General features: G+C 68.6%; 23 protein-coding genes. 9 read left to right on the top strand and 14 right to left on the bottom strand.

From position 1 onward, the window contains the following. The first annotated feature begins 99 nt into the window (after positions 1–99). Both OHZ10_RS23300 and OHZ10_RS23295 read left to right on the top strand, forming a co-directional pair. A complete protein-coding gene (locus OHZ10_RS23300) occupies positions 100–807 on the top strand; it encodes a class I SAM-dependent methyltransferase (protein WP_256086630.1) in 708 nt (235 codons plus the stop codon). A gap of 85 nt (positions 808–892) precedes the next feature. Then, a complete protein-coding gene (locus tag OHZ10_RS23295) occupies positions 893–1,561 on the top strand; it encodes a glutathione S-transferase (RefSeq protein WP_059240774.1) in 669 nt (222 codons plus the stop codon). 6 nt (positions 1,562–1,567) lie between these two features. On the opposite strand, the gene OHZ10_RS23290 is transcribed toward OHZ10_RS23295, so the two are convergent. Continuing rightward, positions 1,568–2,221, bottom strand: a complete 654-nt coding sequence (locus OHZ10_RS23290; RefSeq protein WP_059237342.1) for a DUF1345 domain-containing protein — start codon at positions 2,219–2,221, stop codon at positions 1,568–1,570. A 139-nt stretch (positions 2,222–2,360) separates the two neighbouring features. Between OHZ10_RS23290 and OHZ10_RS23285 the strand changes: the two genes are divergently transcribed. After that, positions 2,361–3,092, top strand: a complete 732-nt coding sequence (locus OHZ10_RS23285; protein ID WP_059237343.1) for a metallophosphoesterase — start codon at positions 2,361–2,363, stop codon at positions 3,090–3,092. 65 nt (positions 3,093–3,157) lie between these two features. Here OHZ10_RS23285 and OHZ10_RS23280 read toward each other — a convergent pair whose 3' ends face one another. After that, a complete protein-coding gene (locus OHZ10_RS23280; RefSeq protein ID WP_256086631.1) occupies positions 3,158–3,859 on the bottom strand; it encodes an RES family NAD+ phosphorylase in 702 nt (233 codons plus the stop codon). Beyond that, entirely contained in the window at positions 3,856–4,275 is a 420-nt protein-coding gene (locus OHZ10_RS23275; RefSeq protein ID WP_059237345.1) for an MbcA/ParS/Xre antitoxin family protein, read from the bottom strand. The genes OHZ10_RS23280 and OHZ10_RS23275 overlap by 4 nt, the downstream gene beginning before the upstream one ends. A 234-nt stretch (positions 4,276–4,509) precedes the next feature. Here OHZ10_RS23275 and OHZ10_RS23270 point away from each other — a divergent pair, with 234 nt between their 5' ends. Continuing rightward, on the top strand, positions 4,510–5,292 hold the full coding sequence (locus tag OHZ10_RS23270; RefSeq protein WP_059240775.1) for an ABC transporter substrate-binding protein: 783 nt from the start codon (positions 4,510–4,512) through the stop codon (positions 5,290–5,292). A gap of 221 nt (positions 5,293–5,513) precedes the next feature. Here the strand turns inward: OHZ10_RS23270 and OHZ10_RS23265 are convergent, their stop codons facing one another. Then, positions 5,514–5,762, bottom strand: coding sequence for a hypothetical protein (locus OHZ10_RS23265; protein ID WP_081051935.1), 249 nt, complete (start codon positions 5,760–5,762; stop codon positions 5,514–5,516). Between the two features lie 569 nt (positions 5,763–6,331). Here OHZ10_RS23265 and OHZ10_RS23260 point away from each other — a divergent pair. After that, entirely contained in the window at positions 6,332–6,718 is a 387-nt protein-coding gene (locus OHZ10_RS23260) for a GtrA family protein (protein WP_342705870.1), read from the top strand. A 26-nt stretch (positions 6,719–6,744) separates the two neighbouring features. Here OHZ10_RS23260 and OHZ10_RS23255 read toward each other — a convergent pair whose 3' ends face one another. Together OHZ10_RS23255 and OHZ10_RS23250 are read right to left on the bottom strand one after the other, a co-directional pair. Continuing rightward, a complete protein-coding gene (locus OHZ10_RS23255; RefSeq protein ID WP_059237347.1) occupies positions 6,745–8,226 on the bottom strand; it encodes a sigma-54 dependent transcriptional regulator in 1,482 nt (493 codons plus the stop codon). A 452-nt stretch (positions 8,227–8,678) separates the two neighbouring features. Continuing rightward, positions 8,679–9,596, bottom strand: a complete 918-nt coding sequence (locus OHZ10_RS23250; RefSeq protein ID WP_342705983.1) for a metal-dependent hydrolase — start codon at positions 9,594–9,596, stop codon at positions 8,679–8,681. Positions 9,597–10,176: 580 nt separating this feature from the next. Here OHZ10_RS23250 and OHZ10_RS23245 point away from each other — a divergent pair. The 3 genes from OHZ10_RS23245 to OHZ10_RS23235 all read left to right on the top strand — a co-directional run bounded on the left by OHZ10_RS23245 (position 10,177) and on the right by OHZ10_RS23235 (position 12,857). Beyond that, a complete protein-coding gene (locus tag OHZ10_RS23245) occupies positions 10,177–10,518 on the top strand; it encodes an FKBP-type peptidyl-prolyl cis-trans isomerase (RefSeq protein ID WP_006479474.1) in 342 nt (113 codons plus the stop codon). A gap of 25 nt (positions 10,519–10,543) precedes the next feature. After that, positions 10,544–11,317, top strand: coding sequence for an AraC family transcriptional regulator (locus OHZ10_RS23240; RefSeq protein WP_256086633.1), 774 nt, complete (start codon positions 10,544–10,546; stop codon positions 11,315–11,317). A gap of 100 nt (positions 11,318–11,417) precedes the next feature. Further along, the gene (locus OHZ10_RS23235; protein WP_342705869.1) at positions 11,418–12,857 is read left to right on the top strand and encodes an MFS transporter; all 1,440 of its coding nucleotides are present in this window, start codon (positions 11,418–11,420) and stop codon (positions 12,855–12,857) included. A 10-nt stretch (positions 12,858–12,867) separates the two neighbouring features. On the opposite strand, the gene OHZ10_RS23230 is transcribed toward OHZ10_RS23235, so the two are convergent. Both OHZ10_RS23230 and OHZ10_RS23225 read right to left on the bottom strand, forming a co-directional pair. Next, positions 12,868–13,803 (bottom strand): hypothetical protein, encoded by a 936-nt coding sequence (locus tag OHZ10_RS23230; RefSeq protein ID WP_342705868.1) that lies wholly within the window; start codon positions 13,801–13,803, stop codon positions 12,868–12,870. 68 nt (positions 13,804–13,871) lie between these two features. After that, positions 13,872–14,342 (bottom strand): winged helix-turn-helix transcriptional regulator, encoded by a 471-nt coding sequence (locus OHZ10_RS23225; RefSeq protein ID WP_256087314.1) that lies wholly within the window; start codon positions 14,340–14,342, stop codon positions 13,872–13,874. 153 nt (positions 14,343–14,495) lie between these two features. Between OHZ10_RS23225 and OHZ10_RS23220 the strand changes: the two genes are divergently transcribed. After that, positions 14,496–15,731: an MFS transporter gene (locus OHZ10_RS23220; protein WP_342705867.1), complete on the top strand. Its 1,236-nt coding sequence runs from the start codon at positions 14,496–14,498 to the stop codon at positions 15,729–15,731. A gap of 141 nt (positions 15,732–15,872) precedes the next feature. Here OHZ10_RS23220 and OHZ10_RS23215 read toward each other — a convergent pair whose 3' ends face one another. The 6 genes from OHZ10_RS23215 to OHZ10_RS23190 form a co-directional block, all read right to left on the bottom strand. After that, a complete protein-coding gene (locus tag OHZ10_RS23215; RefSeq protein WP_174993128.1) occupies positions 15,873–17,039 on the bottom strand; it encodes a glycosyltransferase family 4 protein in 1,167 nt (388 codons plus the stop codon). Beyond that, positions 17,039–18,223 carry a glycosyltransferase family 4 protein gene (locus OHZ10_RS23210; RefSeq protein ID WP_342705866.1) on the bottom strand — a complete coding sequence of 395 codons (1,185 nt, stop codon included), beginning with the start codon at positions 18,221–18,223 and terminating at the stop codon, positions 17,039–17,041. Before OHZ10_RS23210 ends, OHZ10_RS23215 begins: the two co-directional genes overlap by 1 nt. Beyond that, a complete protein-coding gene (locus tag OHZ10_RS23205; protein ID WP_059237355.1) occupies positions 18,220–19,686 on the bottom strand; it encodes an O-antigen ligase family protein in 1,467 nt (488 codons plus the stop codon). The genes OHZ10_RS23210 and OHZ10_RS23205 overlap by 4 nt, the downstream gene beginning before the upstream one ends. Before the next feature lie 10 nt (positions 19,687–19,696). Further along, on the bottom strand, positions 19,697–20,833 hold the full coding sequence (locus OHZ10_RS23200; RefSeq protein ID WP_059237356.1) for a glycosyltransferase family 4 protein: 1,137 nt from the start codon (positions 20,831–20,833) through the stop codon (positions 19,697–19,699). A gap of 148 nt (positions 20,834–20,981) precedes the next feature. Next, complete coding sequence (locus tag OHZ10_RS23195) at positions 20,982–21,941, bottom strand: glycosyltransferase family 2 protein (protein WP_059237357.1); 960 nt, start codon at positions 21,939–21,941, stop codon at positions 20,982–20,984. A gap of 64 nt (positions 21,942–22,005) precedes the next feature. After that, entirely contained in the window at positions 22,006–24,231 is a 2,226-nt protein-coding gene (locus tag OHZ10_RS23190; protein ID WP_342705865.1) for a polysaccharide biosynthesis tyrosine autokinase, read from the bottom strand. Positions 24,232–24,261 lie beyond the last annotated feature (30 nt).

The following is a 24,261-nucleotide window of genomic DNA, read 5'->3' as shown; positions in this document are numbered from 1 at the left end:
ACCGGAATGACCGCTCGCCTTGTTGCGCCGGCCGCGCGCCCCTACGCTCTGCGTCATGCCCGCGGGCACGTCGTCCGCCATCGACCCAAGGAACCCGCCATGTCGCTTCCCGCCAGCGCCGCGAAATTCGATCCGTCACGCGCGCAAGAATATGCCGAGCAATCGCGCATCGCGCTCGCCGGCTACGATGCGTGCCACGAACTCAGCGCATGCATGCTCGCGTCGGCGATCGGCGTGACCGATGCACGGATCCTTGTCGCAGGTGCGGGCGGCACGGGCCAGGAAATCTGCGTCGCGGCCGCACTCGAACCGGGCTGGCAGTTCACGGCCGTCGATCCGTCTGCGCCGATGCTCGCGCTTGCGCACTCGAACGTCGAGGCCGCCGGCTACGGGGCACGCACGGTGTTCATCGAGGACGGCGTCGACGCATTGCCCGACACCCCCGCGTTCGACGGCGCGACGCTGATCGGCGTGCTGCATCACGTGCCGGGCGACGAAGCGAAGGCCGCACTGCTGCACGCGATCGCGCGGCGCCTGAAGCCCGGCGCGCCGCTCGTGCTCGCCGGCAACCATCGCCGCTACGCGGACCACCCTCGCCTGCTCGATGCGTGGCAGCAACGCTGGCGCATGAAGGGCGCCACGCCCGACGCCGTGCGTGCGCAACTCGCGAAGATCCTGCAGGGCGCCGATCCGCCCGCCTCCGAGGAAGCCGTGTTCGCGCTGCTGCGCGATGCGGGCTTCGACGCGCCGTTGCGCTTTTTCGCCAGCCTGTTCTGGGGCGCGTGGGTCGCGGTGCGGGGCGCGTAGCGGTTCGACGCGGCGCAGGACTGGATTCGCGTACGCGCCACACGCGCTGGGTATGATGTCGTTTCCGCCCCTTTCCGGCCTCGACATGCTCACCGTCCATCACCTGAACAACTCGCGCTCGCAGCGCGTGCTCTGGCTGCTCGAAGAACTGGATGTGCCGTACGAGATCGTGCGCTACGAACGCGATCCGAAAACGATGCTCGCGCCGCCCGAGTTGCGCGCGATCCATCCGCTCGGCAAGTCGCCGGTCGTCACCGACGACGGCCATACGTTCGCCGAATCGGGCGCGATCATCGAGTACCTGGTCGAACGCTACGGCAACGGGCGCCTCGCGCCGCCGCCCGGCTCACCCGAGCGGCACGATTACACGTACTGGCTGCACTACGCGGAAGGGTCGGCGATGCCGCCGCTGCTGCTCAAGCTCGTCGCGCTGCGGATCGCGCATGCGCCGATGCCGTTCTTCGCGCGGCCGATCGCGCGCAAGATCGCTGAAACACTGCAGTCGGGTTTCGTCGATCCGCAGATCGCGCTGCATCTCGGTCATATCGACAGCGCACTGCAACGCACCGGCTGGTTCGTCGGCAACGGCTTCAGCGCGGCCGACATCCAGATGAGCTTTCCGCTCGAAGCCGCGACCTCGCGCGGCGGCGGCAGCCGGTATCCCGCGATCGCGCGTTTCCTCGACGCGATCCACGCACGGCCCGCGTACCAGCGGGCGCTGGAACGCGGCGGCCCGTACGACCTGCTCAAGTAACCGGCGTCAGCTCAGCAACCCTGCCGCCACGTTGATCGACAGCCCGAGCACGGCCATGTTGAAGTAGAACGACAGGATCGACTGCGCGAGCACCGAGCGCCGCGCGGAGCGGTTCGCGAGCGACACGTCGGCCGTCTGCGACGCGACCGCGAGCGTGAACGCGAAATACAGGAAATCCCAGTAGTCGGGTTCGGGGTTGCGGTCGGGGAAGCGGAGCGCACGGTCGTTGGATGGCGATCCGTAATAGAGCCGCGCGTAGTGCAGCGTGAAGATCGTCGGGATCAGGAACCAGGCGCCAAACAGCGTCGCGCCCGTGATCGCGTAGTGGCTGAGCCCCGCGCTGAAGCCGACGCTCTTGGCCGTGGCGAGCTCGATCGCGATCGCGGCCACGCTCGCGACGGTCGCGAAGCACACGACGGTCAGCACGGTCGTCGCGTTTTCGTCTTCGCGGATCGCGACTTCGCGCACCTTGTGATGATGCGCGGTCACCATGCGCACCCACATCAGCACGAGATACAGCCAGATCGCGCAATCCCAGCCGATCAGCGCCCGCACGGCCGGACGCATCGGAAACGGCAGCAGCACCGCGCACAGCACGCCGGCGACGAACGCCGCGACCATGCGCGGCCGGTTGCGTAATACCTGCGGATAAAACGTCATCGTGTCATTCCGAAAGCGGATGGAAAGGGTTCGGCCGGCGCGCGGGACGGCCCGCTGCGCCGTGCCGGCGGGTAACGCGCCCCGATTATCGCCATTCCATCGTGACGTGGCGATGGGCACGAGCGCCTAAGATAAGGGGATGACTGCCACCGCCCCCCTCTGCCGCCACGCCGCGAACACGTCCGGCCGCGACTTCGTCGTCGGCGACCTGCACGGCTGCGTGGACGTGCTGCGCGCGTTGCTGCACGATATCCGCTTCGATCCGGCCCGCGACCGCCTGTTCTCGGTCGGCGATCTCGTCGATCGCGGCCCGGCCTCCGAAATCGCGCTCGAGCTGCTCGACCGCCCGTGGTGCCACGTCGTGCGCGGCAATCACGAGGAGGTGCTGAGCCTCGTGTCGCGCGGCAAGGTGCCGCCCGATGCGTGGCGCGGGATCGGCGGCGACTGGGGCGCCGATCTGCCGCCCGAACGGCTGCACGCCCATGCGGCGCGCGTCGATGCGCTGCCGCTGGTGCGCGTGATCGGCGACGGCCCCGACCGCTTCAACGTGCTGCATGCGGAATTCTTCGGCTCGGACACGGATCTCGACGCGGGCAACTATCCGCACGACGTGCGCGAGCGGCTGATCTGGGGCCGCGACCTCGTTCAGGGGCTCGCCGATCCGGCGCGGCAGGCCGGGCTGTCGCTGACCTGCACCGGGCACACGCCCGTGCGTGCGCCGCAGCGGATCGGCGCGCAATGGTTCATCGATACGGGTGCGTTCGCGCCGTCCGGGCGGCTCACGCTCGCCGAGCCGCGCACCGGCAGCACGTGGTCGATGACGCAAGCCGAAGCGCGCGAGCGCCACGCGGGCGACTGGCCGCTACCCTGATGCGCCGACGCGCCGGTGCACCGGCTGGCGCCCTCGCCGCGCAACCGCCCGCGAACGCGCGAACGCTAGCCGACCTGGTTCAGTTCGAACACCGCATCGACGGCCGAGCCGTTCCAGTTGTATTCGAGATAGGCCGCGTGCTGACAGTCGCGCAGCAACGTCGTGCGGAACGCGGCAAGGCACTCGCCGCGCGGGTCGCGCACCGACGGATAGACGATCCCCGCACCGCCCGCGTTGCGCACCGCGCGGCCGAGCGCCTGCCCCGCACTGTAGTCGAGCGGATGCAACAAGGCGGGATCGCGCTGCGGCCACGCGCGCACGTCGGCCACGTCGCCCTGCGCGAGCACGGTATAGAGCCGCATCTGCTGGCGCATCGGCGGCTCCTTCGTCGCGGCCAGGAACAGCCCGCTGTGATAGCGCGTTTCGGCGATCGCCGTGTCGCGCGAGCGGGCGCAGTAGAACACACCGTAGCTGCCGTCGGAAAAGCGGCTGCCCAGCGGATTCAGGTGCGTGAACGCGGCCATGATCGGCCCCCAGCCCTGCCCGTAGCGGCGCTCGGCGGGCGGCACGAGGCCGAGCGTGCCGACTTCGTTGCGGATGCGGTCGTTGGTCAGCGATTCGAGCGCGTACAGCGCATCGAAATCGTCTGCCGACGCCACGCGATCGAACAGGTTGATCGCTGGAAAACGGGTGGGGATCACGCGGTAGGCCGGGGCCCAGTCGACGGCGGTCGTGGGCCATTGTCGTGTTTCGATCGGTGTCGTCACGCCCAGCCACCCCGCATCGCGTCGAGATAGTGCCGGATGGCGACCAGATCGCCGACGTTACCGGCGAGCATCCGGTCGAGCGCGCGCTTGCCGCCGAACGGCGCCGCGTCATTGGGCCGCCTGACCCACGCGTCGGCCGCGGCCGGCTGCGGCAGCAGGATCTGCAGCGCCTTGTAGATGCCGAGCAGCAGCGACAGCCGCTCGAGCGTATCGCGCGGCAGCCGCGCCGATTCCGGCGTGGCCTTCCACTTGAAGAACGTCGAACGGCCGGGCGACCCGAGCAGCACGATCTGCTCGTCGATCGTCAGCTCCCAGTCGCGCGCAATGTTGAAAAACGCGCGCAGGCCAGCCGCCGACATCTGCGCGACCGAAGCCTGTGGCGGGGCGGAATGCGAATCGTAGGCGGGCTGTGACATGATCGTTAGTCTCGAAATGAATTTACTAACAAGATTAGTCCATTTTCGCATTTTTGCAAGGGTCGTCCCCCATCGATCGGTCCACGCCTCCGACAAAACGATATTTTTTGTCCATTCTGGACTCAGATTTTATTTTCTGCGTTAATGGCCATGCGGACAGCGCGTCGGAACGCGACGCGTGTCCGGGAAACCGTGTCGCACAGAAACCGGATGCACCACGCCAAGGAACGCACCATGAAGAGACTGATTGCCGCTGTTTCGATCGCCCTGCTCGCGGTATCCGCAGGCCCCGCCGTCGCGAAAGACTGGACCACGATCCGCTTCGGCACCGATGCCAGCTACGCGCCGTTCGAGTCGAAGGCGCCCGACGGCAAGCTCGTCGGCTTCGACATCGACCTCGGCAACGAGATCTGCGCGCGCCTGAAGGCGAAGTGCGTGTGGCTCGAGAACGATTTCGACGGCATGATTCCGGCGCTGAAGGCGAAGAAGTTCGACGCGGTGCTGTCGTCGATGTCGATCACGCCGCAGCGTGCGCAGCAGATCGGCTTCACGACGAAGATCTACAACCAGCCGACGCGGCTCGTCGTGAAGAAAGGCTCGCCGCTGCTGCCGACGGCCGAATCGCTGAAGGGCAAATCGATCGGCGTCGAGCAGGGCACGACGCAGGAAACGTATGCGAAGGCGTACTGGGGCAAGCAAGGCGCGAACGTCGTGTCGTACCAGAACCAGGATGGCGTGTATGCGGACCTGACGTCGGGCCGCCTCGACGCGGCGCTGCAGGATGAAGTGCAGGCCGCGATCGGGTTCCTGAAATCGCCGCGCGGTGCGAACTACACGTTCGTCGGGCCCGAACTCGTCGACGAGAAGGTGCTCGGCATCGGCGCCGGCATCGGGCTGCGCCAGGAGGACACCGACCTGAAGGCGAAGATCGACCGCGCGATCGTCGACATGGTGAAGGACGGCACCTACAAGCGGCTCGCGTCGAAGTACTTCGACTTCGACATCTACGGCGGTTGAAAAAACGGCGTCGCGCGCGTACGGGTACTGCTCCCGTCGCGCGCGTCCGACCGCCCCTCCCCTTCAACCGGATGGCAACGGCATCGCGCGGTTCGCCGTCGCATCGAATCCTTCTCGTCGTGCATCGCCTCCGCGGCACGACGTGTCGACCATCATTCGGATTGCAGATCAATCGCTCGCGGGAGCGACGGGCAATGCGAAAGGAGGTCGTGCTGCTTGAGTCAATAGGCGAAGATCGGGCGTCGCGGTACCGGCGCCCGTGTACACATGCCCATGCGGATCGGGTTGGCGTGCAGGAAAGTGCCGACCCGGCGCGGATGACCGGCAACCAGCCGGATCCGCCTCGCACCGGGCGCGGAGAGATGGCCTGTCGAGGCATGCCGGCCGGCTGCAAGTGCGACGTTCGACCGGCGATGTCCCGAATCACTGCGATCGCGGCCTGCCAGCCGCGGCGTGTGGCGATCGTTCATTTTTCTACCCCGTATGCAGTGTGATGTTTGTTCCGGCAACCGGATCATGCCGGTGCCCCGACGATCGGGCGACGACGCGCCGTGCTCGCCGTCACGCGGCCGCTGCACCGCGCTCCGACACCGCATCCCCGCGGACTGCGTCCTGGCCGGACCCGGCTGCCTTCGCCGCCGAACCGGACGGACCTCGCGTCGTCGACTCTCGCACGACACTCTCCGCAAGGAGCGGGCCAGCTCCGCGCGAGCCCGTCCGGACAAGGGGTCGGCCGGGCCGGCCGGCAGCTCGAGCGGGTGTGGAATGCCGGAAGTTGCGAAACTGAAACATGCGATGCGCGGCGCTCGCCGGACGCGTGACGGCCGGGCCTTGCGGGATAAGGCTGAACAATGATGCGCGGAAAATTTACCGACGGGGAGCGAGCCGGCCGGCCCGGTTCGCCGCGAAAATTCACCCGGTTGCCAGCGCGAAACGTTTCATGCGCTTTACATGCGGCCGGCGCAGGGCCGGCCCGCTCGCGCGGCTATACTGCGGCACCGCTTCCCGCGACGCCACGCTGCCCGAACGACCGCCCACGATGATCCGCACCCTCTATGCCGCCGAACGCGCCAGGCTGATCCGCTTCGGCGTGTCGGGCCTCGGCTCGACCGCGCTGCATGCGCTGATCGCTGCCGCAATGTTCGCGCTGTTCGACGCGACGCCCGTGGTCGCGAACGCAATCGCGTTCGTCTGCTCGACCGCGTTCTCGTATCTCGCCAATACGCTGTGGAGTTTTTCGTCGCCGGTGACGTGGAGCAACTTCGTGCGCTTTCTCGCGGTCGCGATGGCCGGCCTCGTCGTGACGATGCTGCTGGCGCACGGCACCGAGGCGCTGGGGCTCGCCCGCGCATGGAGCATCGTCGCGGTCGTGCTGTGCGTGCCGCCCGTCACGTTCGTGCTGCACCGGCTCTGGACCTATCGCTGAGCCGGTTCGCACGCACCGCGCGCCGCTCAGCCGACCCGCTGATGCCCGGCGTCGCCGGACGGCGCGCCGTCGTGCCCGCCGCTGTCGCCGTTCCCGCCGTTGTTGTCGTGGTCGTTCAGCCCGTGCTCGATCATCATCCGGTAGAGCGTCACGCGTGAAATGCCGAGTTCGGCGGCGGCCTTGTTGATCCGGTGGTCGTTGCGCAGCAGCGCGTTTTCGATCGCGGTGCGTTCGGCAAGCGCCCTCGCCTGTTCGAGCGTCACGGGTTCGGTTTCGCCGGGCGTGTCGAGCCCGAGATCGTGCGGCGTCAGCAGCCGGCTCTCGGCCATCACGATCGCGCGCCGCACGCGGTTGATCAGCTCGCGCACGTTGCCGGGCCACTCGTAGCGCCGCATCGCATCGAGCGCGGCCGACGTGAAGCCGCTGATCTTGCGGCCGCTGTCTGCCTTGAACTTCTGCAGCACATAGTGCGCAAGGATGTCGATGTCCTTGCCGCGCGCGCGTAGCGGCGGCTCGTGGATGCGCAGCACGCACAGGCGGTGATAGAGATCCGCACGGAAGCGCGCGGCCTCGACCGCGCCGTCGAGATCGACGTGCGTGGCCGAGATGATCCGCACGTCGACCGCGATCGATTCCTGCCCGCCGAGCCGCTCGATCTTGCCCTCCTGCAGGAAGCGCAGCAGGCTCGCCTGGCTTTCGACCGGCATGTCGCCGATTTCGTCGAGAAACAGCGTGCCGCCGTTCGCCGATTCGATCCGGCCCGCGCGCCGCTGGTTCGCGCCGGTGAACGCGCCGCGCTCATAGCCGAACAGTTCTGACTGCAGCAGGTGATGCGGAATCGCGCCGCAATTGATCGCGACGAACGGTCCCTTGCCGCGGACGGAGCGCTCGTGGATCGCGAGCGCCGTCAGTTCCTTGCCGGTGCCCGACTCGCCCGAGATGAACACGCTCGCGTCGGTCTTCGCGACTTTGCGGATCGTGCTGAACAGCTGCTGCATCGCCTCGCAGTTGCCGATCATCCCGTGTTCGCCGATGGACGCCGCATACGCGGCACCGTCGACGCGATCGAGCGCGGCCATCCCGCGCGCATGGCCGAGCACGTGCGAAATCCATTCGTACGGCAGCGGCAGCGTCACGTAGTCGAAGCAATAGCTGCGGATCAGTTCGCGCACGGCGGGGCCGATCGTGATGCCGGCCTGCGCGATGGAAATCCAGCCGATCGCCGGCTGGCTCAGGCACGCCTTCAGCGCGGGATAGTCGCGCGACGTGAACCCGGTGAAATCGACCAGCCCGGCTGCGACGTTCACGCCGGACGTCATGTTCTGCGCGGCGCCGGCCGTCTTTGCAACCGCAATCTCCCAGCCAAGCCCGCGCAGTTGCGCCAGCAACGGCTCGTCGGGCGTGCGCATGATCACGAACAGCTTGCGCCCGGCCTCGGGTGCGGTGACGGAGACATCCGTCATCTCGGGCGCTGCCTGCCCGTTTGCGTCGGGTGACCTTGCAACCATCGTTGTTCCCCGCTTGGCGTTGGTATCGTGCGCCGGCTCGCCGCCGCATACGACGGACCACGATCGAACCGACATATTGGCCGTATTTCCGTCCGAATAAAATCCCCCCGCGCACGAATCGCACGAGAGTTGGACGCTTTCATGAACGGTATATCGATGCGTTCGGCCGGCGGCTAGATGGGTGTTATCCCGGTGGCGGGGCGGATTGACACCCGAGCGGGCAGGCGCCCGCCGCGCAAAGCCACGCCGGTGCTGGCGCGCAGCGTTTGCGCATGAAGTGACGCACGCAGATTCGGCGTGCCGGTGCGCACGTGTGCAGCCGGTCGGCCGGACAGGCGAGCACCCGCGCAACCGATTCCGGTTGATTTCCGTCAATCGTCAGACGAAGCCGGTTGATGCGGGAACGCAACATGCTCCGCGCAACGCCGCGCATGATCGCGCGGCGGATCGTGTCAGCGGCCCGATGCGAGCGGCGCCGGTGCGTTCGCGCGGCCGCGGCCGGCCGGCGTGCCGGCGTGTTCGCCGTATGTGGCGGCCAGCGCGTCGACTCGCGCCAGATGATGGTGATTGTCGTGGTCCCACGGATGGAAGCCCGGCCGGAAAAAACTCAGCCATTCGCCGGCGATGCGCGGGAACAGCCCGCGGCGCGGCCCGTACAGGAACGCGATCATCCGCAGCATGCCGCGCACGTGATGGCCGGCACCGCGATCGCGCCACAGCAGCGTCGCGTGCATCAGGAACACGGTCGGCCAGAACGTCAGCGTCGTCAGCAGATACACGCCGATGCGGATCAAATAGCGGCGCAGCCCCGGTTTCATCGCGGTATTCCACACGTCAAACGACACGGCCTTGTGCTCGGTTTCCTCGAGCGCGTGCCAGATCCACATCTGCCGGTAGCCTTCGACCGAGCCTTCGAGGCGCGTCGGGTCGCGCAGCAGCCAGTCGGCGAGCATCGCCGTGTAGTGTTCCGCCGCGACCGTATGCGCGAGCTGCACCGAATGCGGCAGCTTGCGCTTCATGAAGCCGAGCACCGCCCACACGCGCTTGTCGAGCTTGCGCGCCGGCAGGTGGTTCGCCTGCATCAGCTCGTTGTATTCGATGTGCTCGCGCGTGTGCATCGCCTCCTGGCCGATGAAGCCGAGCACCTGCTGCTTCAGCACGGGATCGTCGATCCGGTCGCGGTAGTTGCGCACCGAATCCATGAAGAAACGCTCGCCGGCCGGGAACAGCAGCGACAGCGCGTTGAAGAAATGGGTCACATGCGACCCGAGTCCATGCCAGTCCTTCGCGCGTTCGACCGGCAGGTCGAAGCGCAGGTCGCGGCGCACCGGCATGATCCCGGCTGCGGTGGCGGAAGCGGCTGACTTCATGTTCATGGTTCTCCTGGTTCCGGACGGCCCGGCACGTCATCCGACACGGCCGGCGCGGGCCCGGGCGGCGCGTCGCGCACCGCCAAAATCTTGACATCGACAGATGTAAAGATAGGCCGCCCGCGCCGGCGCATGCAAGCCGCGCGGTAGATGCGCGCTTCCAAACAGGGCACGGTCGAAACGGTGGAAAAAACGGCGCTCGAACGGCGCCCGGACAGGGCGCGATTCGAACGCGCAGGCGGGCTGGCGGACGATGTGCGGCGCCCGGCGTCGCGCCCCGCTGCCGGCCCGACAGCCTCGTGCGGCGGGCGTTTGACGGAATCCGCCGCAGGCGGTCGACAGGCGGCGGATCGCAGCGGTAGCGCCGATTCATACGCGCGGCGCACCGCAACGGTGCAACCCCGATCGCGGCGCCCGTGAAAAATTCAAACGCGCGTTCCAATGGCGTTTCGGGCGAGCGCGGCCACGGCAACCCGCCGCCGGCTCCGGCACGCGCGCGACGAGCCGCAAGCCACCTGCGACGGCGCGCGGCGCGCTCGCCTACAATAGCGGTTTTACGCAACCTCTTTCAGGAGAAGTCATGTCTGTCATCACGACCGAATCGGGCCTCAAATACGAAGACCTGACCGAAGGCACCGGCGCGGAAGCGCAAGCCGGCAAGACCGTCAGCGTCCACTACACGGGCTGGCTGACCGACGGTCAGAAATTCGATTCGAGCAAGGACCGCAATGACCCGTTCGCGTTCGTGCTCGGCGGCGGCATGGTCATCAAGGGCTGGGACGAAGGCGTGCAGGGCATGAAAGTCGGCGGCGTGCGTCGCCTGACGATTCCGCCGCAACTCGGCTACGGCCCGCGCGGCGCAGGCGGCGTGATCCCGCCGAACGCGACGCTCGTGTTCGAAGTCGAACTGCTCGACGTCTGACGTCGCACCCGGCCGTTTCCGTCCGATGCCACGCATCGCCTCCCCCGCCATCGCGCTGCGCCGCTACGACACGCGCGAAGCGTCGGACGTGCACGACTTCCACCAGGTCGTGCTCGGCGTCGATGGCGCGATGGTGATGGCGGTGGACGGAATCGGCCAGCGCATCGACCGGCACGCGGCCTGGCTGATACCGGCCGGCGCGCGCCACGACTATGCGGGCCTCGGCGACAATCGCCAGCTCGTGATCGACCTGCCCGCCACGTCGCTCGCGGTGCCGCAACGGCTGTTCGACCGCGCGCGCGCCGTGGCGATCGACCCGGCGCTCACGTCGCTCGTCGCGCAGGTCGCGGCGGCGGCCGCGCAACACGATGCGCCGGCCGGCGACGCACGGCAGGCCGCCGCGCACCGTTTCCAGTGGCAGGCCGCAGCGCGCCTGTGCGACGCGCTGCTCGACGACGCCGGCATCGCCGCGCCCGCGGCGGGCCTCGATTTCGCGCGCATCGACCGCTGGCTGCGCGCGCGGCTCGCGGAGCCGCTGCGTATCGCCGATCTTGCCGCGCATTGCGGCTACGGGATGCGCCGGTTTCATCAACTGTTCGTCGACGCGTTCGGCGAAACGCCCCATCGCTACCTGCAGCGGCTGCGGCTCGACGCGGCGGTCGTGCTGCTTGCCGACGGCCGCCACCCGCTCGTCGACATTGCCGGCCTGGTCGGCTTCGCGGACCAAAGCACGTTCACGCATGCGTTCACGAAGCGCTTCGGCGTCGCGCCCGGACGCTGGCGCGGCGAACGGCATTGAGCCCATCGGCCTCGCCGGACACGCAGCCGCGTCGGCGCAGGTATCGACGCTTCACGTCCCGCTGAAACATCGCCCGTCCGTCGCGTCCTACGATGGGTGCATGGATACGACCACCCCCTCCCCCGCTTTCCCTTCCACGCTCGCACGCGTCGTCGCAACCGTCAGCATCGGTTTCGTCGTCACGCAGCTCGACGTGACGATCGTCAACATCGCGCTCGCGCATCTCGCGGCCGACCTGCACCTGCCGGTCGCCGGCCTGCAGTGGGTCGTCGATGCGTACACGCTCGCGTTCGCAGTGCTGATGCTGTCGGGCGGCGCGCTCGGCGACCGCTTCGGCGCGCGCCGCCTGTACATCGCGGGCCTCGTGCTGTTCGCGCTCGCGTCGCTTGCGTGCGGCGCCGCCGTCACACCCGCGATGCTGATCGCGGCCCGCGCGCTGCAGGGCGTCGGCGCCGCGGCCATGCTGCCCAATTCGCTCGCGCTGCTCAACGACGCGTGCCGGCACGACCCGCGCCTGCGCGCCCGTGCAGTCGGCTGGTGGACGGCCGCCGGGTCGATCTCGATCGCGGCCGGCCCGGTCGTCGGCGGCCTGCTGATCGCCGCGTGGGGCTGGCGCGGCATCTTCCTCGTGAACCTGCCGCTGTGCGCGGCGGGGCTCGCGGCCGCGTTCGCGTGGGCGCCGGCGCGCCGCGAACCGGCAGTGCCTTCCCGTCCGGTCCGTGCGCTCGACCTGCGCGGCCAGTTCATCGCGATCGCGATGCTGACCGCGCTGACCGGCGCGGTCATCGAATGGCAGCCGCTCGGCTTCGCGCATCCGGTCGTGGCCGGCGGTTTCGTGCTGGCGGCCCTGGCCGCGCTCGCGTTCGTCGCGGTCGAGTCGCGCACGGCCACGCCGATGCTGCCGCTGTCGCTGTTCCGCCATCGCACGTTCAGCGCGGCCGTGCTGTTCGGGATCTGCGTGAACCTCACCTACTACGGCACCGTATTCGTGCTCGCGCTCTACCTGCAGCGCGCACGCGGCGAATCGGCGCTGCAGGCGGGTCTCGCGTTCCTGCCGCTCACGGGCGGCTTCCTGCTGGCGAATCTCGCGAGCGGGCGCGTCGTCGCGCGTCACGGCCCGCGCGCGCCGATGCTGGCGGGCGCGCTCGTTGCCGCGCTCGGCTACGGGTCGCTGCATTTCGTCGACGCATCGACACCGCTTGCCACGCTGCTCGTGCCGTTCCTGCTGATTCCGACGGGCATGGGGTTCGCGGTGCCGGCGATGACGACCGCCGTACTCGCATCGGTCGCGCCCGAACGGGCCGGCATCGCGTCGGCCGTGCTGAATACCGCGCGGCAGGCCGGCGGCGCGATGGGCGTCGCGGCGTTCGGCGCGCTTGCCGGCGGTGGCGGTGCATCGCAGGTCGTCAGCGGGCTACGGATCGAAACGGCCGTGTCGGTCGCGCTGCTGGTCGCCGCCGCGCTGCTCGCGACACGCGTGCGGCCCGATGCGCATCGCGGCGCCTCGGGCGCGCATCGGGCGATGCCGGCGACCGAATGAGCACCGGCGGTCACGCGTCGCCCGGATCGGGCTGGATCAGGTGACGCCACGGAAAGACGTTGCGCTTGAAGTGGCTCACGTACCCGCCGCCGCTGGCCTGGATCACCATGAACTGCAGCCGCGGATGCAGCGCCTGCAGCGCTTCGAGCGCCTCGAGATCGAGACAGGTATTGCGCAGATGCAGCGTATGGAGCCGCTGGCCGGCCGGGCTCCTCAGCAAACGCTCGTAAGCGTCGAACGACGTCACGCTGCCGGCGCCGCGCTCGTGCTTCCACGCCGCATGCAGTTCCGTCGATTCGGAGAAGTCGAGGCAGCCGAGCGACGACAGGTTGTCGCTGCCGGCAAGACGGTCGATGAACTGCTGGGTGTCGCTGCTACCACCGATGCGCAGCCGGCCCAGGTGCGGCAACGGCACGTCGAAGAAGCGCGCATCGGGCGCATTCGGCACCGTCAGCTCGGCAAGGAACGGCGCCTTCGCAACGAAACGGGCAATCTCGCCGCCCTCCTGCATGATGAGGCCGCGGCGTACGATCATCGACAGGTTGTGATCGGCCGGTTCGGTGGGCCGCACATAGAGCGAGCGCAGCATCGGAAAGTGCGCATCCGAATCGAGCAGCGGACCGAAATCCCATTCGCGCGTGCCGTTCGCCCCCTCGTCGGGGCCGCTGAACGCCAGATCGGTCACGAGGCTCGCGACCTCCCGTTCCGCCAGGCATGCCAGCACCCGGTCGAGCGGCTCGCCCCACGCTTCGCCGAAATACCGGACATGCAGCCCGGCCCGCATCGGCGCGACGTCGACATGGTTGGAATCGGTCGGCCACAGCGGCTCCGCCGGATCCGAATGGTCGTGCCCGTCCTCGGCGCCTTCTCGCTCGCAAGCGTCGTGAATACGGCGCTGCAGGTCGAGCAACCGCCGATAACCGGCGGAATCCAGCGGATGGGTCATGGCGAAGCAACTCCGGTCGACGACGATCGCGACAGTCTAGCCGACCGACCGGCCGCCACGCATCGCGCTCACTGCCGCGCCACCGCCGCTTCAGCGCCGATCTTCTTCACGACCGTCTCGGCCGCCTTCAAAGGCCGACCATCGTCGTGCCGCAGCGCAAGCTTGCGGATCGCGCGCCCCGTGCTGCGATCGACCAGCACCGAATGCGGCTCGCCGCGCGCGAACAGGTTCGCTTCGCCCCACTGCCGCAGCATCACGATGACCGGAAACAGCCCCTCGCCCTTTTTCGTCAGCGCGTACTCCTGATACGCGGTGCCGTCCGACGCCGGCACGACGTCGAACACGCCGGCGTCCACCAGCATCTTCAGCCGGTCGGACAGGATGTTGCTCGCCACGCCGAGGCTCGCGCGGAAATCGCCGAAGCGGCGCACGCCGTCGAACGCATCGCGCACGATCAGCAACGCCCAGCGATCGCCGACGATATCGGTCGCCCGCGCCACCGGGCACGGCGAATCCGCAAGACTTTTCTGCCTGGCCATGTTCCTCTCCGCAATCGTGCCGGCCGCCTTTGCGGCAGCGCCGGCCATCCGTGCGCGAGCCGCCGCCCGCCGCACAACAGGTTGCATTTTAAAACTACTTTTCCTACACTCCACACCAGTTTCATTTTGCAACTACTTTGCGTGAGGAAACCCATGGCGTCTTCCTGTCAATCCGGCACCGTTGCTTCGAACGGGCCGACACATGCAACGCATCCGGCCGAAGACGGCCGCCTGTCTTCGGCACGCGTCGCATTGCTGGCCGCCTGCTGCGCGGCGAGCGTCGCGAACGTGTACTACGCGCAGCCGCTGCTCGATTCGATCGCGCGCGATTTCGGCGTGTCGCAGGCGGCCGTCGGCGGCGTCATCACCGCGACGCAACTCGGCTGCGCGCTCGCGCTGCTGTTCGTCGTGCCGCTCGGCGACCTGCTGAACCGCAAGCGCCTGATCGCCGTGCAGCTTCTGCTGCTGACGGCAGCCTGCATCGGCGTGGCCGCGTCGTCGACGCGCATTGCGCTGCTAGCGGGGATGGTGGCGGTCGGCCTGCTCGGTACCGCTATGACACAAGGGCTGATCGCGTGCTCGGCGGCCCTCGCTGGCGCAGGCGAACGCGGGCGCGTGGTGGGCGCCGCGCAAGGCGGTGTCGTGGTCGGGCTGCTGGCCGCGCGCTCGCTGGCGGGTATCGTCACCGACATCGCGGGCTGGCGTGCGGTCTACCTGGTGTCGGGCGTGCTCGCGATCGCGATGCTCGTGGTGTTGTCGCGGCTGCTGCCCGACACACACGCGCCGCGCGAACACATCGGGTACGTCGCGCTGCTGCGCTCGATGGTGTCGCTGCTGCGACATGAACGCGTGCTGCACGTGCGCGGTGCGATCGCGCTGCTGATGTTCGCGGCGTTCAGCATCTTCTGGAGTGCGCTCGTGCTGCCATTGAGCGCGCCGCCGCACGCGATGTCGCATACGCAAATCGGCGCATTCGGCCTCGTCGGCGCGCTGGGTGCGGCGGCGGCGGCCCGCGCGGGCCGGCTCGCGGATCGCGGGCGCGGCGAAGCGACGACCGGCGCCGCACTCGCGCTGCTCGCGTGCTCGTGGCTGCCGCTCGCGTTCGGCAATACGTCGATTGCGCTGCTGATCGTCGGCATCGTGCTGCTGGACGTCGGCGGGCAAGCCGTCCATGTCGTCAACCAGAGCATGATTCTCGGCGCGCGGCCCGATGCGCATGCACGCCTCGTCGGCTGCTACATGCTGTTCTACTCGGTCGGCAGCGGGCTCGGCGCGATTGCCTCGACGATGATGTATGCACGCGCCGGATGGACGGGGGTCTGCGTGCTCGGCGCGGTCGTGAGCGTGGCCGCGTTCGGCGCATGGGCCGTGACGCTCCGGCGCGCGTGACGCGCGCCGGCCGTGTGGATCGGTGTGGATCAACCGGGAAAAGCCGGCCCGCCCTCGTCGGGCGGCCGGCGCGCGAACCGGTCGCGAACATGCGCCGGCCCGGCTTTCGGGTTCGGCGCGCCAGGGACGCGCCGCGGACGCTCAGCCTGCCGCCTGGATCGCCTCTTCGTACACGCCGGCGACGCGTCGCGCGATCACCGCGTTGTCGAAATGATCGCGCGCATACCGCTTGCACGCGGCTTCGTCGGGCAGCGCGATCGCGCCCGACAGCGCGCCGCCGAGCCCGTCGGCAATCGCATCCGCGCCCGTCGACGGCAGCACGAGATCGTCGGACAGCCCGGCAACCGCCTCCGGCAACCCGCCGACCGGCGTGACCAGCACGGGCGTGCCGGACGCGAGCGATTCGACGGTGATCAACCCGAAGCCTTCGAGCGCGACCGTCGGCACGACGCTGATCGTCGCCGCGCGGTACAGCGCCGCGAGATGATGGTCGGGCACGAAGCCGAGCAGCTTCACGTTGTCCTGGAGCCCGGCATCGTCGATGCGCTGCTGCAGCTCCTCGCCGATCTTGCCCTTGCCGGCGATCAGCAGCAGCACGTCCGGGTGACGGTGCTGGACGAGGCCGATCGCATCGATCAGGTCCTCCAGCCCCATGCGCCGCACGAGCCGGCGCACGGCCAGCACGATCGGCCGGTCCTGCGGCAGCTGCAGCTTGTGCCGCGCCTCGGCGGGCGTGAGCGGCGTGTCGAACTGCGCGGTATCGACACAGCCGGGAATGACGCGTACGCGCGACGGATCGATCCCGTAGCGGTTCGTCAGGATCTGGCCGAATGCCTGCGACAGCACGATCAGCCGCGACGAGCGCGTATAGACGGCCTGTTCGAGGTAGCGCTTCGCGCGCTGCCCGAGCGATGCGGCGCCCTCGACCTGGCTTTCGTCGGCCCACGGCCCCTGGAAGTGCGACACCTGCGGAATCCCGCGCGTCACGTCGAGCCCCGGGAACGTGTACAGCGCGAAGTGCGACGAAATCACGTCCGGCCGCTCGCTGCGGATTTCCTCGCGCAGCGCGCGCCGCGCGGCGAGCATCCGGCGCGCGAGCGGCTCCGATGCGGGACCGAAGCCCTGGATCGCCCCGCCCGTGTCGTCGGCGACCTTCGGCGAGCCCGCAACGAGCCCGCGCACCTCGACGCCCGCGCCCGGCAGCGCGCCGACGAGCGAGTAGTACATCCGGTCGAGGCCGCCCGCGCGTTCGGGGAACCAGTGCATGCCGATCTGCAACGATTTGATCGGCCGGGAAGATTGAGACATCACGGTTGCTCCTGCGTGATTGCATGCTCGACCCGCTCGAAGGCGGACGGCTGCGTGGGTTGGCCGATGCGCCGGTAGAGCGCGACGTACTGGGCACCCATGTGCGCCCAGCCGAAACGGGTCATCAGTTCGCGGGCCGCGTCGCCCATCGCGCGGCAGGTGTCGCGCGAGGCCGCGAGCGAGCCGATCGCCTGCGCGAGCGCGGCCGGATCGTCCGGGTCCTCCAGCACGATCCCGCATTCGCGCGTGATGATTTCCGCGCCGCCCGCCGTGCGCGCGGTGACGACCGGCAGCCCGGCCGCCATCGCCTCCAGCAGCGACAGGCTCATCGCTTCGTAGCGCGACGGAAAGACATACGCGTCGACCGAACGCATCAGCGTCGGCATGTTTTTCACGAGACCGAGGAAATGCACGCGCGAATCGATGCCGAGCGCACGCGCCTCTTCCGGATAAGGGCTGCCGGGCAGATAGCCGGCCACCGCCAGGTGCACGTTCGCCGGCAGCTTCGTCAGCGCCTTCAGCACGGTGCCGAGGTTCTTGCGCGGCGTGCGCAGGTCGCCGACGAACAGCAGCAGGAACGCGTCGTCCGGCAGCTTGAACGCCGCGCGATCGGCCTGCGCGCCCGCGAACGCACTGCCGTCGACGCCGTTGTAGATCACGCTGATCTTGCGGCTGTCGATCCCGAGCCCGGCGATCTCGTCGGCCACCTTCTGCGACACCGCGGTAATCGCGCGCGAGCGCCGGTAGGCCCAGCGCTCGAGCACGGTGTTCACGCGCGTATAGACATACTGGTAAGCCGACCACATCCCCTTCGTGGGGCCGAACGGATAGTACGGACTCTTGAACCAGCCGCCGTGCACGAAGTGCGCGGTATTCACGTCGGCCTTGATCCATGAAATGAAGCCGTTCACGTGCAGCACGTCGTATTCGCTGCGATGCGCGCGCAGCCAGGCCGCGCTCTTCAGCGCGAACACCTGCTGCTTGACGAGATTCGACGGCCAGAAGCCGCCGACCTTCACCGGCACCCAGCGCACGCGCGGGTCGGCCAGCAGCTCCGGCGCGACATGCGACGCGACCAGCGTGACCTCGTAGTTCTCGGCCAGCGCCGCGCGCGCGATTTCGTAATTGACGCGGCCCTGCCCGTCGTTATGTCGCACGACATGCGTGACGATCGCGATTCTCAATGGTCGCCTCCCCGTGAACGCGCGGCGGCCAGCAGGCGTTGTGCCTTCTGCCAGTGCGCCGCGGCAAGTATCGAAAAAATGGCTGTGAACATCAGCAGGCCGCCCGTGCCGATCAGCGAGTTCGTGAACACGAGCATCGCGAGGGTCGACAGGCACAGGCTCAGGCACGCGGCGACGAACTTGTCCTTGCGCAGCTTGAAAGCCGCGCGCAGCGCGCGGCCGAACAGCATCACGACGCCGGCGAGATACAGCAGCGTGCCGGGCCAGCCGAGCACGAACGGCACGTTCATCACGCCGCTGTCGAAGCTGCCGTACTTGCCGAGCTCGCCGCTGTCGCTCGACAGCTTCGTCGACGCCCCCGTCGCGCCCATCCCTTCGCCGGCGACGTCGGTGAACGCGGTCTGCGCGAAGGTCGCGTAGAACTTGTTGCGATCGTCGTAGCTCCGGTCGTCCTTCAGGTTCGTGATCGACTGCAGACGCGCGCCCAGACGGTCGGCCACCGGCCCGACGGTCAGCAGCGGCACGCAGAGCCCGACCAGCACGATGCCGCTGATGAGGATCCGCATCCGCACGCGGTTGTTCGACTGAGCCAGCTGGATCGCGAGCGCGATCACCCAGCCGCCCCACGTCGAGCGCACGAGACACAGCGCGAACGACACGAAGCCGGCCGCCCCGGCGAACCAGCGGATCTTCTGCGGCGCCGCGAACACGAACACCAGCGCGCCCATGATCGCGAACGCGAACGGCCCCGACGAGTTCATCGTGCTGAATACCCGCACGCCGTACGGCACCGGCTCGCCCTGCGAACCCATGTCCGACCCGATCATCCACAGCACGTCCCACTGCGGCATCACGAAGTACTGCACGACGCCGTACACGCCCATCACGAGCATGCCCCACATGAACGTGGACAGCAGCACGTCGCGGTACTCGGGATAGTCGCGCGAGTTGACCATGATGTGAAAGCCGATCAGCACCGGGTACACCCAGTTCGCGAGGTCGTAGGTCGCGGCCATCACGCCGCTCGACACGATTCCGACGAGATAGGCGTACGCGAGCCCGAACAGCATCAGCAGCACGGGTATCCCGCGCCGCTGCGCGAGCGCGCGGTAATGCCTGAGCAGCCCCAGGCCCGCGATCATCGTCACCGCGAGCGGCGCGACCTGGATCAGGCTCGTCGGCGTGAACGCGCCCTTCGACCAGTCGGCGAGACGCCGCACCTCCGGGCTCAGGAACCACACCCACCACATGAAGCCGACATAGCGCGCCGGGCTCTTGAAATACAGCCAGATGCCGACCGCGATGGCCAGCACCGGAAACGCGAGCGTCAGTACCTTGCCCTGGTGGATGGCGATCAGCGCTGCGGTAAACGTCCACAATCCGGCCTGCCCGGCCCAGTGCTTCGGCTCGGCGAACCAGCGGCGGTTGCGCGACGGGGCGCGTTCGGCGGTAATCGTACTCATCGATCCGCTCTCAACGCGACGACGGACGCGAATCCGCGAGCGGCATCGTCACGCCTGCCGCGGCCGGCGTACGGCGCCGGCGCAGCATGTCGCGCGTGATCCGCACGTGCTGCTCGGCGAACGCCCGGGTGGTCAGGTCGCGTTCGCGCAGGCACGCGGCAGCCGCCCGCGCACAATCGAGCGCCGCAACCGGATCGGCGACGAAGCGGTCGGCCGCCTGGCGCATCGCCTGCGCATCGAACGCCGGCACATAGGCGGCCGTATCGTGCGGGAAGTAGTCGCTGAGCCCGCCCACGTCGGACACGATCATCGGCTTGCCGACGGCCGCCGCCTCGAGCATCACGGTGATGCCCGACGCATGGAAATTCGGCCGCAGCGGCACGACGATCACGTCGGCCCAAGCATACAGCTCGTGCTGCTTCGCGAGCCCCGACGCCGAACCGATCTTCACGTTCGGCGCGTGCCATTCGCGCGGCACGCGGCGGCGCGTCGCGAGCCGCACGTCGTAACGCTCGTCGCCGCCGAACGCGGCGAGGAACGTGCGCCAGTCGCGATCGCGGTCGTTGCCGATCGCCGCGATCCGCAGCGGCCGGCTCGGCTTCCATTGCTGCGGCTCGGTCGGCGGGAAATCCTGCGTGTTCAGCCCGTAGTAGACGAACTCGGCTTCGCGCCCGAGATAGCGGCGGCACAGGTCCGCGTTGTCGCGGGCGAGCGTGGTCAGCGCGTCCGCGCGCTTGAGCAGCTTGCGGTACAGCCAGCGGCGCGGGCCGCCGAAGCTGCCCCACTTGTCGAACAGCCACACGCTCTGCGCGAGCAGCAACGGGCGCTTGCCTTGCGCGCCGGCGAGCTTCAGGATCAGCGACGCGGCGAGGTGCTCCTGTTCCGTGTGTGTCCAGATCACGTCGGTATTGAGCAGTTCGGCGCGGTTGCGCCAGGCATGCACGAGATCGAAGCCGAGCGCCGCCTTCAACGCACGGCGCGCGAGGCTCGCGACGCGGTTCTCGCCGCCGTCCTGCGAATAGGTCAGCCGGAATTCGTCGGATTCGGCATGGTGATAGCCGTACAGGCAGCCGATGTTCTCGCCTTTCCGGTAGGTACGCGGATCGGCGCCGTAAAACAGGTGGACGTGGACGTTCGTTGCAGTCATGTCAGCCTCCGCCGGGCCGCCTGGCAGTCGGACGGACAAGCCCTCCGGAGACGGGGGGGCTGCGCCCCCCCATGCGAACGGCGTGAGCGTGGGGATTGTTTCATTTCGAGCCCTCCGGGCGTGGCCGTGCGCGATGCGCGCGAGCCGTTCAAGACGTCACCGGCGGCATCGCCGCACGGTGGGGGGCAAGGTTCGTGCGGCGCGCATCGCGCGCGCCGCGGCGCACCGCGCGCCAGTGCGCGAGCACGCGGCCGCGCCGTGCGGTATGCAGCGACAGCAGCACGTGCGCGAAGCCCGGGTAGACGCGCGTGCCCACCAGCGCCCACCACCACCACGCGATCTCGCGCCGTACCGGCGGCAGGTGCTCGCGCAGCGTCAGCTGCAGGTTGTACGCGCCGTTGCTGATCGCATTCAGCGATGCCGCATCGCGCCGGTCGTCGTCGAAGCGCTCGGCCGGGAAATGATCGACGGCGATCGCCGGGTCGTACAGCAGCTTCCAGCCCGCACGCTGCACCTCCATGCTGAACGCGGTGTCGTTGTGCGCCTGTGCGCCCGCGCCGCGCAGCCGCGTATCGAAGTGCAGCCCGGCGATCGCCGTGCGCCGGTAGCTCATGTTCGCGCCCTTCAGCGTGTCGACTTCACGCGCGCCGCCGACACCGAGGTGATGATTGCCGATGATCTTGCCCGACAGCGTGAGCTGGCCGACCAGCTCGCGCGACTCGTCGAGCAGGCGGCCCTTCTCGTGTACCCAGTCGCGGCCGCCGACCGCGCCCACACGCGGGTCGGACAGGAACGCGGCTTCGATGCGCGCGAGCCAGTCGGGATGCGGCGCCGCATCGTCGTCGGTGATCGCGACGACGTCGCCGTGTACCGAGTCGAGCCCCTTGTTCAGTGCGGCGACCTGCCCCGTCACGTCGACCGGCACGATGCGCAGCGGCAGCGCGCCGCCGACCGCCGGATCGGCGAGCCGTTCATGCGTGGCATCGTCCTCCGGGCGCGCGACGACGATCACCTCGTCGGGCAGCCGCTGCTGCCGCTGCAGCGCCAACAGGCAGCGCGCGAGGTCGGCGGGACGCCGGTAGGTCGGAACGAGCACGGAAATTTTCATCGATGGTTCTCCAGTCGGCCGGGCCGGCGGCACGCGCTGCCCGCCCGGTTACGCGCGTTGCGGATCAGGCGCTCAGGTATTCGTGCACGGCCGCATAGCCGCGACCGTAGCCGCGCGCCTTCGGCGGCACGCCGTTGAAGATCCCGCCTTCCAGATCGACGCCCGCGGTGCGCAGGCGCTTGATCGCATCGGCGATCTCGCCTTCGGTATGCATGCCCGAGCGCAGCACGAGGAACGCCGAGCCGGCCATGCGGCCGATGATGGTCGCGTCGGTCACCGCCAGTACCGGCGGCGAATCGATCAGCACGACGTCGTAGCGCTTGCCGAGCCCTTCGAGGTATTGCGGCAGGCGCGTCGACATCAGCAGTTCCGACGGATTCGGCGGGCGCGTGCCGGCCGCGATGAACGACAGGCCCTGCACCGGCGTTTCGCGCACCGCATCCTCGAGCGCCGACTGGTCGCTCAGCAGCTCGGACAAGCCCGGCTGCGCGGTCAGGCCAAAGTAGCGGTCGAGCAGGCCGCGACGCATGTCGGCGTCGATCAGCAGCACGCGCTTGCCCGAATGGGCGAGCAGCACCGCGAGGTTGACCGTCAGGAAACTTTTGCCGATGCCGGGCGTCGGGCCCGTCAGCACGATCACGCGGTTCTTCGCATCCATCATCGCGAACTGCATCGCGGTGCGCAGGCTGCGCAGGCTCTCGACGCTGAGATCCTTCGGACGCAGGCTGGCGAGGATCGGCCGTGCCCGGCCACCGCCCTTCTCGGCCGCCGCGTCGAGCTTCACCTGCTCGGCGCTTTGCGGCACCAGCCCGTACAGCGGCAGGTTGAACGCGCGCTCGATGCGGTCCGGATCCTCGATGCCCTGGAACATGTTGCGGCGCAGGAACACGACGCCCGTGCCGAGAATCAGGCCCAGGAACACGGCTGCCGACAGGATCAGCACCTTCTTCGGCTTGACCGGATCGCCCGGACGCAGCGCCGAATCGATCAGGTGGATGTTGCCGCCCGTGCCCGCCTTCTGCACCGACAGCTCCTGCACGCGGTTCAGCAGCAGCACGTAGATGTCCTCGGCGACCTTCGCGTCGCGCTGGAGCTGGACGGCCTTCACTTCGGTGGCCGGCAGGCTACGGAAGCGGTTGCTGAACTTGTCCTTCTCGCCCTGCAGTTCCGCGAGCTGCTGCTTCGCGGCGATCACCATCGGGTGCGAATCGGTGAAACGCTGCGCGAGCGACGCGAGTTGCAGGCGCTGCGCGGCGATCTGCTGTTCGTACTGCACGCTGCCTTCAAGGTAGACCTTCGCCTCGTCGCTCGCGTTGATCGAGCCCGACGTGCGCTGGTACTGCGTCAGCGCGGCTTCCGCGCGTTCGAGGTCGGCCTTCAGGCGCGGTTCCTCGCCCTTCAGGAAGTCGAGCATCTTGGTCGCTTCGGCCTGCTTCGCGACCACGTGCTGGTTCAGGTACGACTGCGCGAGCGCGTTCGCGATCGCGGCGGTCTGGTCCGGGTCCTTGCCTTCGAGCGAGATCTGCACGACACCCGTCTGCTTGCCCTGCTCGGTCACCTGGATGCCGGCCTGGAACCCGCTGATCGCATCGAGATCGTTGTAGCGGACCACCGTGAACTGCGTGCCGGGGCGCGCGACGAGGTGCTTCACGAGCAGCGACACGCCGCCGCCCTGCGCCGATTCGCCGACGCGGCCCGACAGCAGCCGTTTCCCGTTCTCGTCGACCAGCGAGTAGGTGTCGTTGGGGCCGGCCGTCAGCGTCAGCTTCTTGCCTTCGAGCACGGGATCGACGTTGATCGTGTCGACGTCGGCGACTTCGCCGCCCCACGCATACGATTTCAGGCCGAGCCACGGCCGCGCCGGCTCGCCCGTCGTCGCGAGGCGCGCGGAGAGACTGCCGATCACCGGCAGCGTCTTCGGCACGACCGAGAAGTTCAGCTTGAACTGCTCGACGACCGGCGCGACGACGCCGCGGCTCTTGATGATCTCGATTTCCGCATCGGTCGGCGCCTGCTGCGGGCCGCTGTTGATCATCGCGCCCGTCTGCGTCTGGGTGAGCGCCTGCGACGTGTTGTCGTTGCCCTCGACGCGCACGTGCACATCCGCCTGGTAGACCGGCTTGGCGATGAAGCAGTAGAGGCCGGCGAGTGCGATGACCGTCACCGCGATGCCGAGCAGCAGCCAGATGTCGTCCATGATCACCTGGAGCAACTGGCCGAGGACGACGTCCTCTTCCTCGGTTTTCGCGGTCAGATCCGCGTAGGAGTGTTTCGCTTGCGTGTTCACCATTCGTTCCCGCTTGAGTGGTGCCGGGGCGGA

Source organism: Burkholderia arboris, from assembly GCF_038723655.1.
Classification (GTDB): Bacteria; Pseudomonadota; Gammaproteobacteria; order Burkholderiales; family Burkholderiaceae; genus Burkholderia; species Burkholderia arboris.
The sequence above is the reverse complement of the archived record's forward strand: the minus strand, read 5'-3'. Positions and strand labels throughout refer to the sequence as shown.

Bases quoted from the DNA above. Each gene is read 5' to 3' on its own strand.
- OHZ10_RS23285 (WP_059237343.1), top strand. From the start codon at position 2,361: ATGACTGCCACCGCCCCCCTCTGCCGCCACGCCGCGAACACGTCCGGC.
- OHZ10_RS23240 (WP_256086633.1), top strand. From the start codon at position 10,544: ATGCCACGCATCGCCTCCCCCGCCATCGCGCTGCGCCGCTACGACACG.
- OHZ10_RS23245 (WP_006479474.1), top strand. From the start codon at position 10,177: ATGTCTGTCATCACGACCGAATCGGGCCTCAAATACGAAGACCTGACC.
- OHZ10_RS23205 (WP_059237355.1), bottom strand. From the start codon at position 19,686: ATGAGTACGATTACCGCCGAACGCGCCCCGTCGCGCAACCGCCGCTGG.
- OHZ10_RS23255 (WP_059237347.1), bottom strand. From the start codon at position 8,226: ATGGTTGCAAGGTCACCCGACGCAAACGGGCAGGCAGCGCCCGAGATG.
- OHZ10_RS23200 (WP_059237356.1), bottom strand. From the start codon at position 20,833: ATGACTGCAACGAACGTCCACGTCCACCTGTTTTACGGCGCCGATCCG.
- OHZ10_RS23230 (WP_342705868.1), bottom strand. From the start codon at position 13,803: ATGACCCATCCGCTGGATTCCGCCGGTTATCGGCGGTTGCTCGACCTG.
- OHZ10_RS23275 (WP_059237345.1), bottom strand. From the start codon at position 4,275: ATGTCACAGCCCGCCTACGATTCGCATTCCGCCCCGCCACAGGCTTCG.
- OHZ10_RS23225 (WP_256087314.1), bottom strand. From the start codon at position 14,342: ATGGCCAGGCAGAAAAGTCTTGCGGATTCGCCGTGCCCGGTGGCGCGG.
- OHZ10_RS23190 (WP_342705865.1), bottom strand. From the start codon at position 24,231: ATGGTGAACACGCAAGCGAAACACTCCTACGCGGATCTGACCGCGAAA.
- OHZ10_RS23220 (WP_342705867.1), top strand. From the start codon at position 14,496: ATGGCGTCTTCCTGTCAATCCGGCACCGTTGCTTCGAACGGGCCGACA.
- OHZ10_RS23270 (WP_059240775.1), top strand. From the start codon at position 4,510: ATGAAGAGACTGATTGCCGCTGTTTCGATCGCCCTGCTCGCGGTATCC.
- OHZ10_RS23290 (WP_059237342.1), bottom strand. From the start codon at position 2,221: ATGACGTTTTATCCGCAGGTATTACGCAACCGGCCGCGCATGGTCGCG.
- OHZ10_RS23215 (WP_174993128.1), bottom strand. From the start codon at position 17,039: ATGTCTCAATCTTCCCGGCCGATCAAATCGTTGCAGATCGGCATGCAC.
- OHZ10_RS23260 (WP_342705870.1), top strand. From the start codon at position 6,332: ATGATCCGCACCCTCTATGCCGCCGAACGCGCCAGGCTGATCCGCTTC.
- OHZ10_RS23300 (WP_256086630.1), top strand. From the start codon at position 100: ATGTCGCTTCCCGCCAGCGCCGCGAAATTCGATCCGTCACGCGCGCAA.
- OHZ10_RS23295 (WP_059240774.1), top strand. From the start codon at position 893: ATGCTCACCGTCCATCACCTGAACAACTCGCGCTCGCAGCGCGTGCTC.
- OHZ10_RS23195 (WP_059237357.1), bottom strand. From the start codon at position 21,941: ATGAAAATTTCCGTGCTCGTTCCGACCTACCGGCGTCCCGCCGACCTC.
- OHZ10_RS23265 (WP_081051935.1), bottom strand. From the start codon at position 5,762: ATGAACGATCGCCACACGCCGCGGCTGGCAGGCCGCGATCGCAGTGAT.
- OHZ10_RS23250 (WP_342705983.1), bottom strand. From the start codon at position 9,596: ATGAAGTCAGCCGCTTCCGCCACCGCAGCCGGGATCATGCCGGTGCGC.
- OHZ10_RS23235 (WP_342705869.1), top strand. From the start codon at position 11,418: ATGGATACGACCACCCCCTCCCCCGCTTTCCCTTCCACGCTCGCACGC.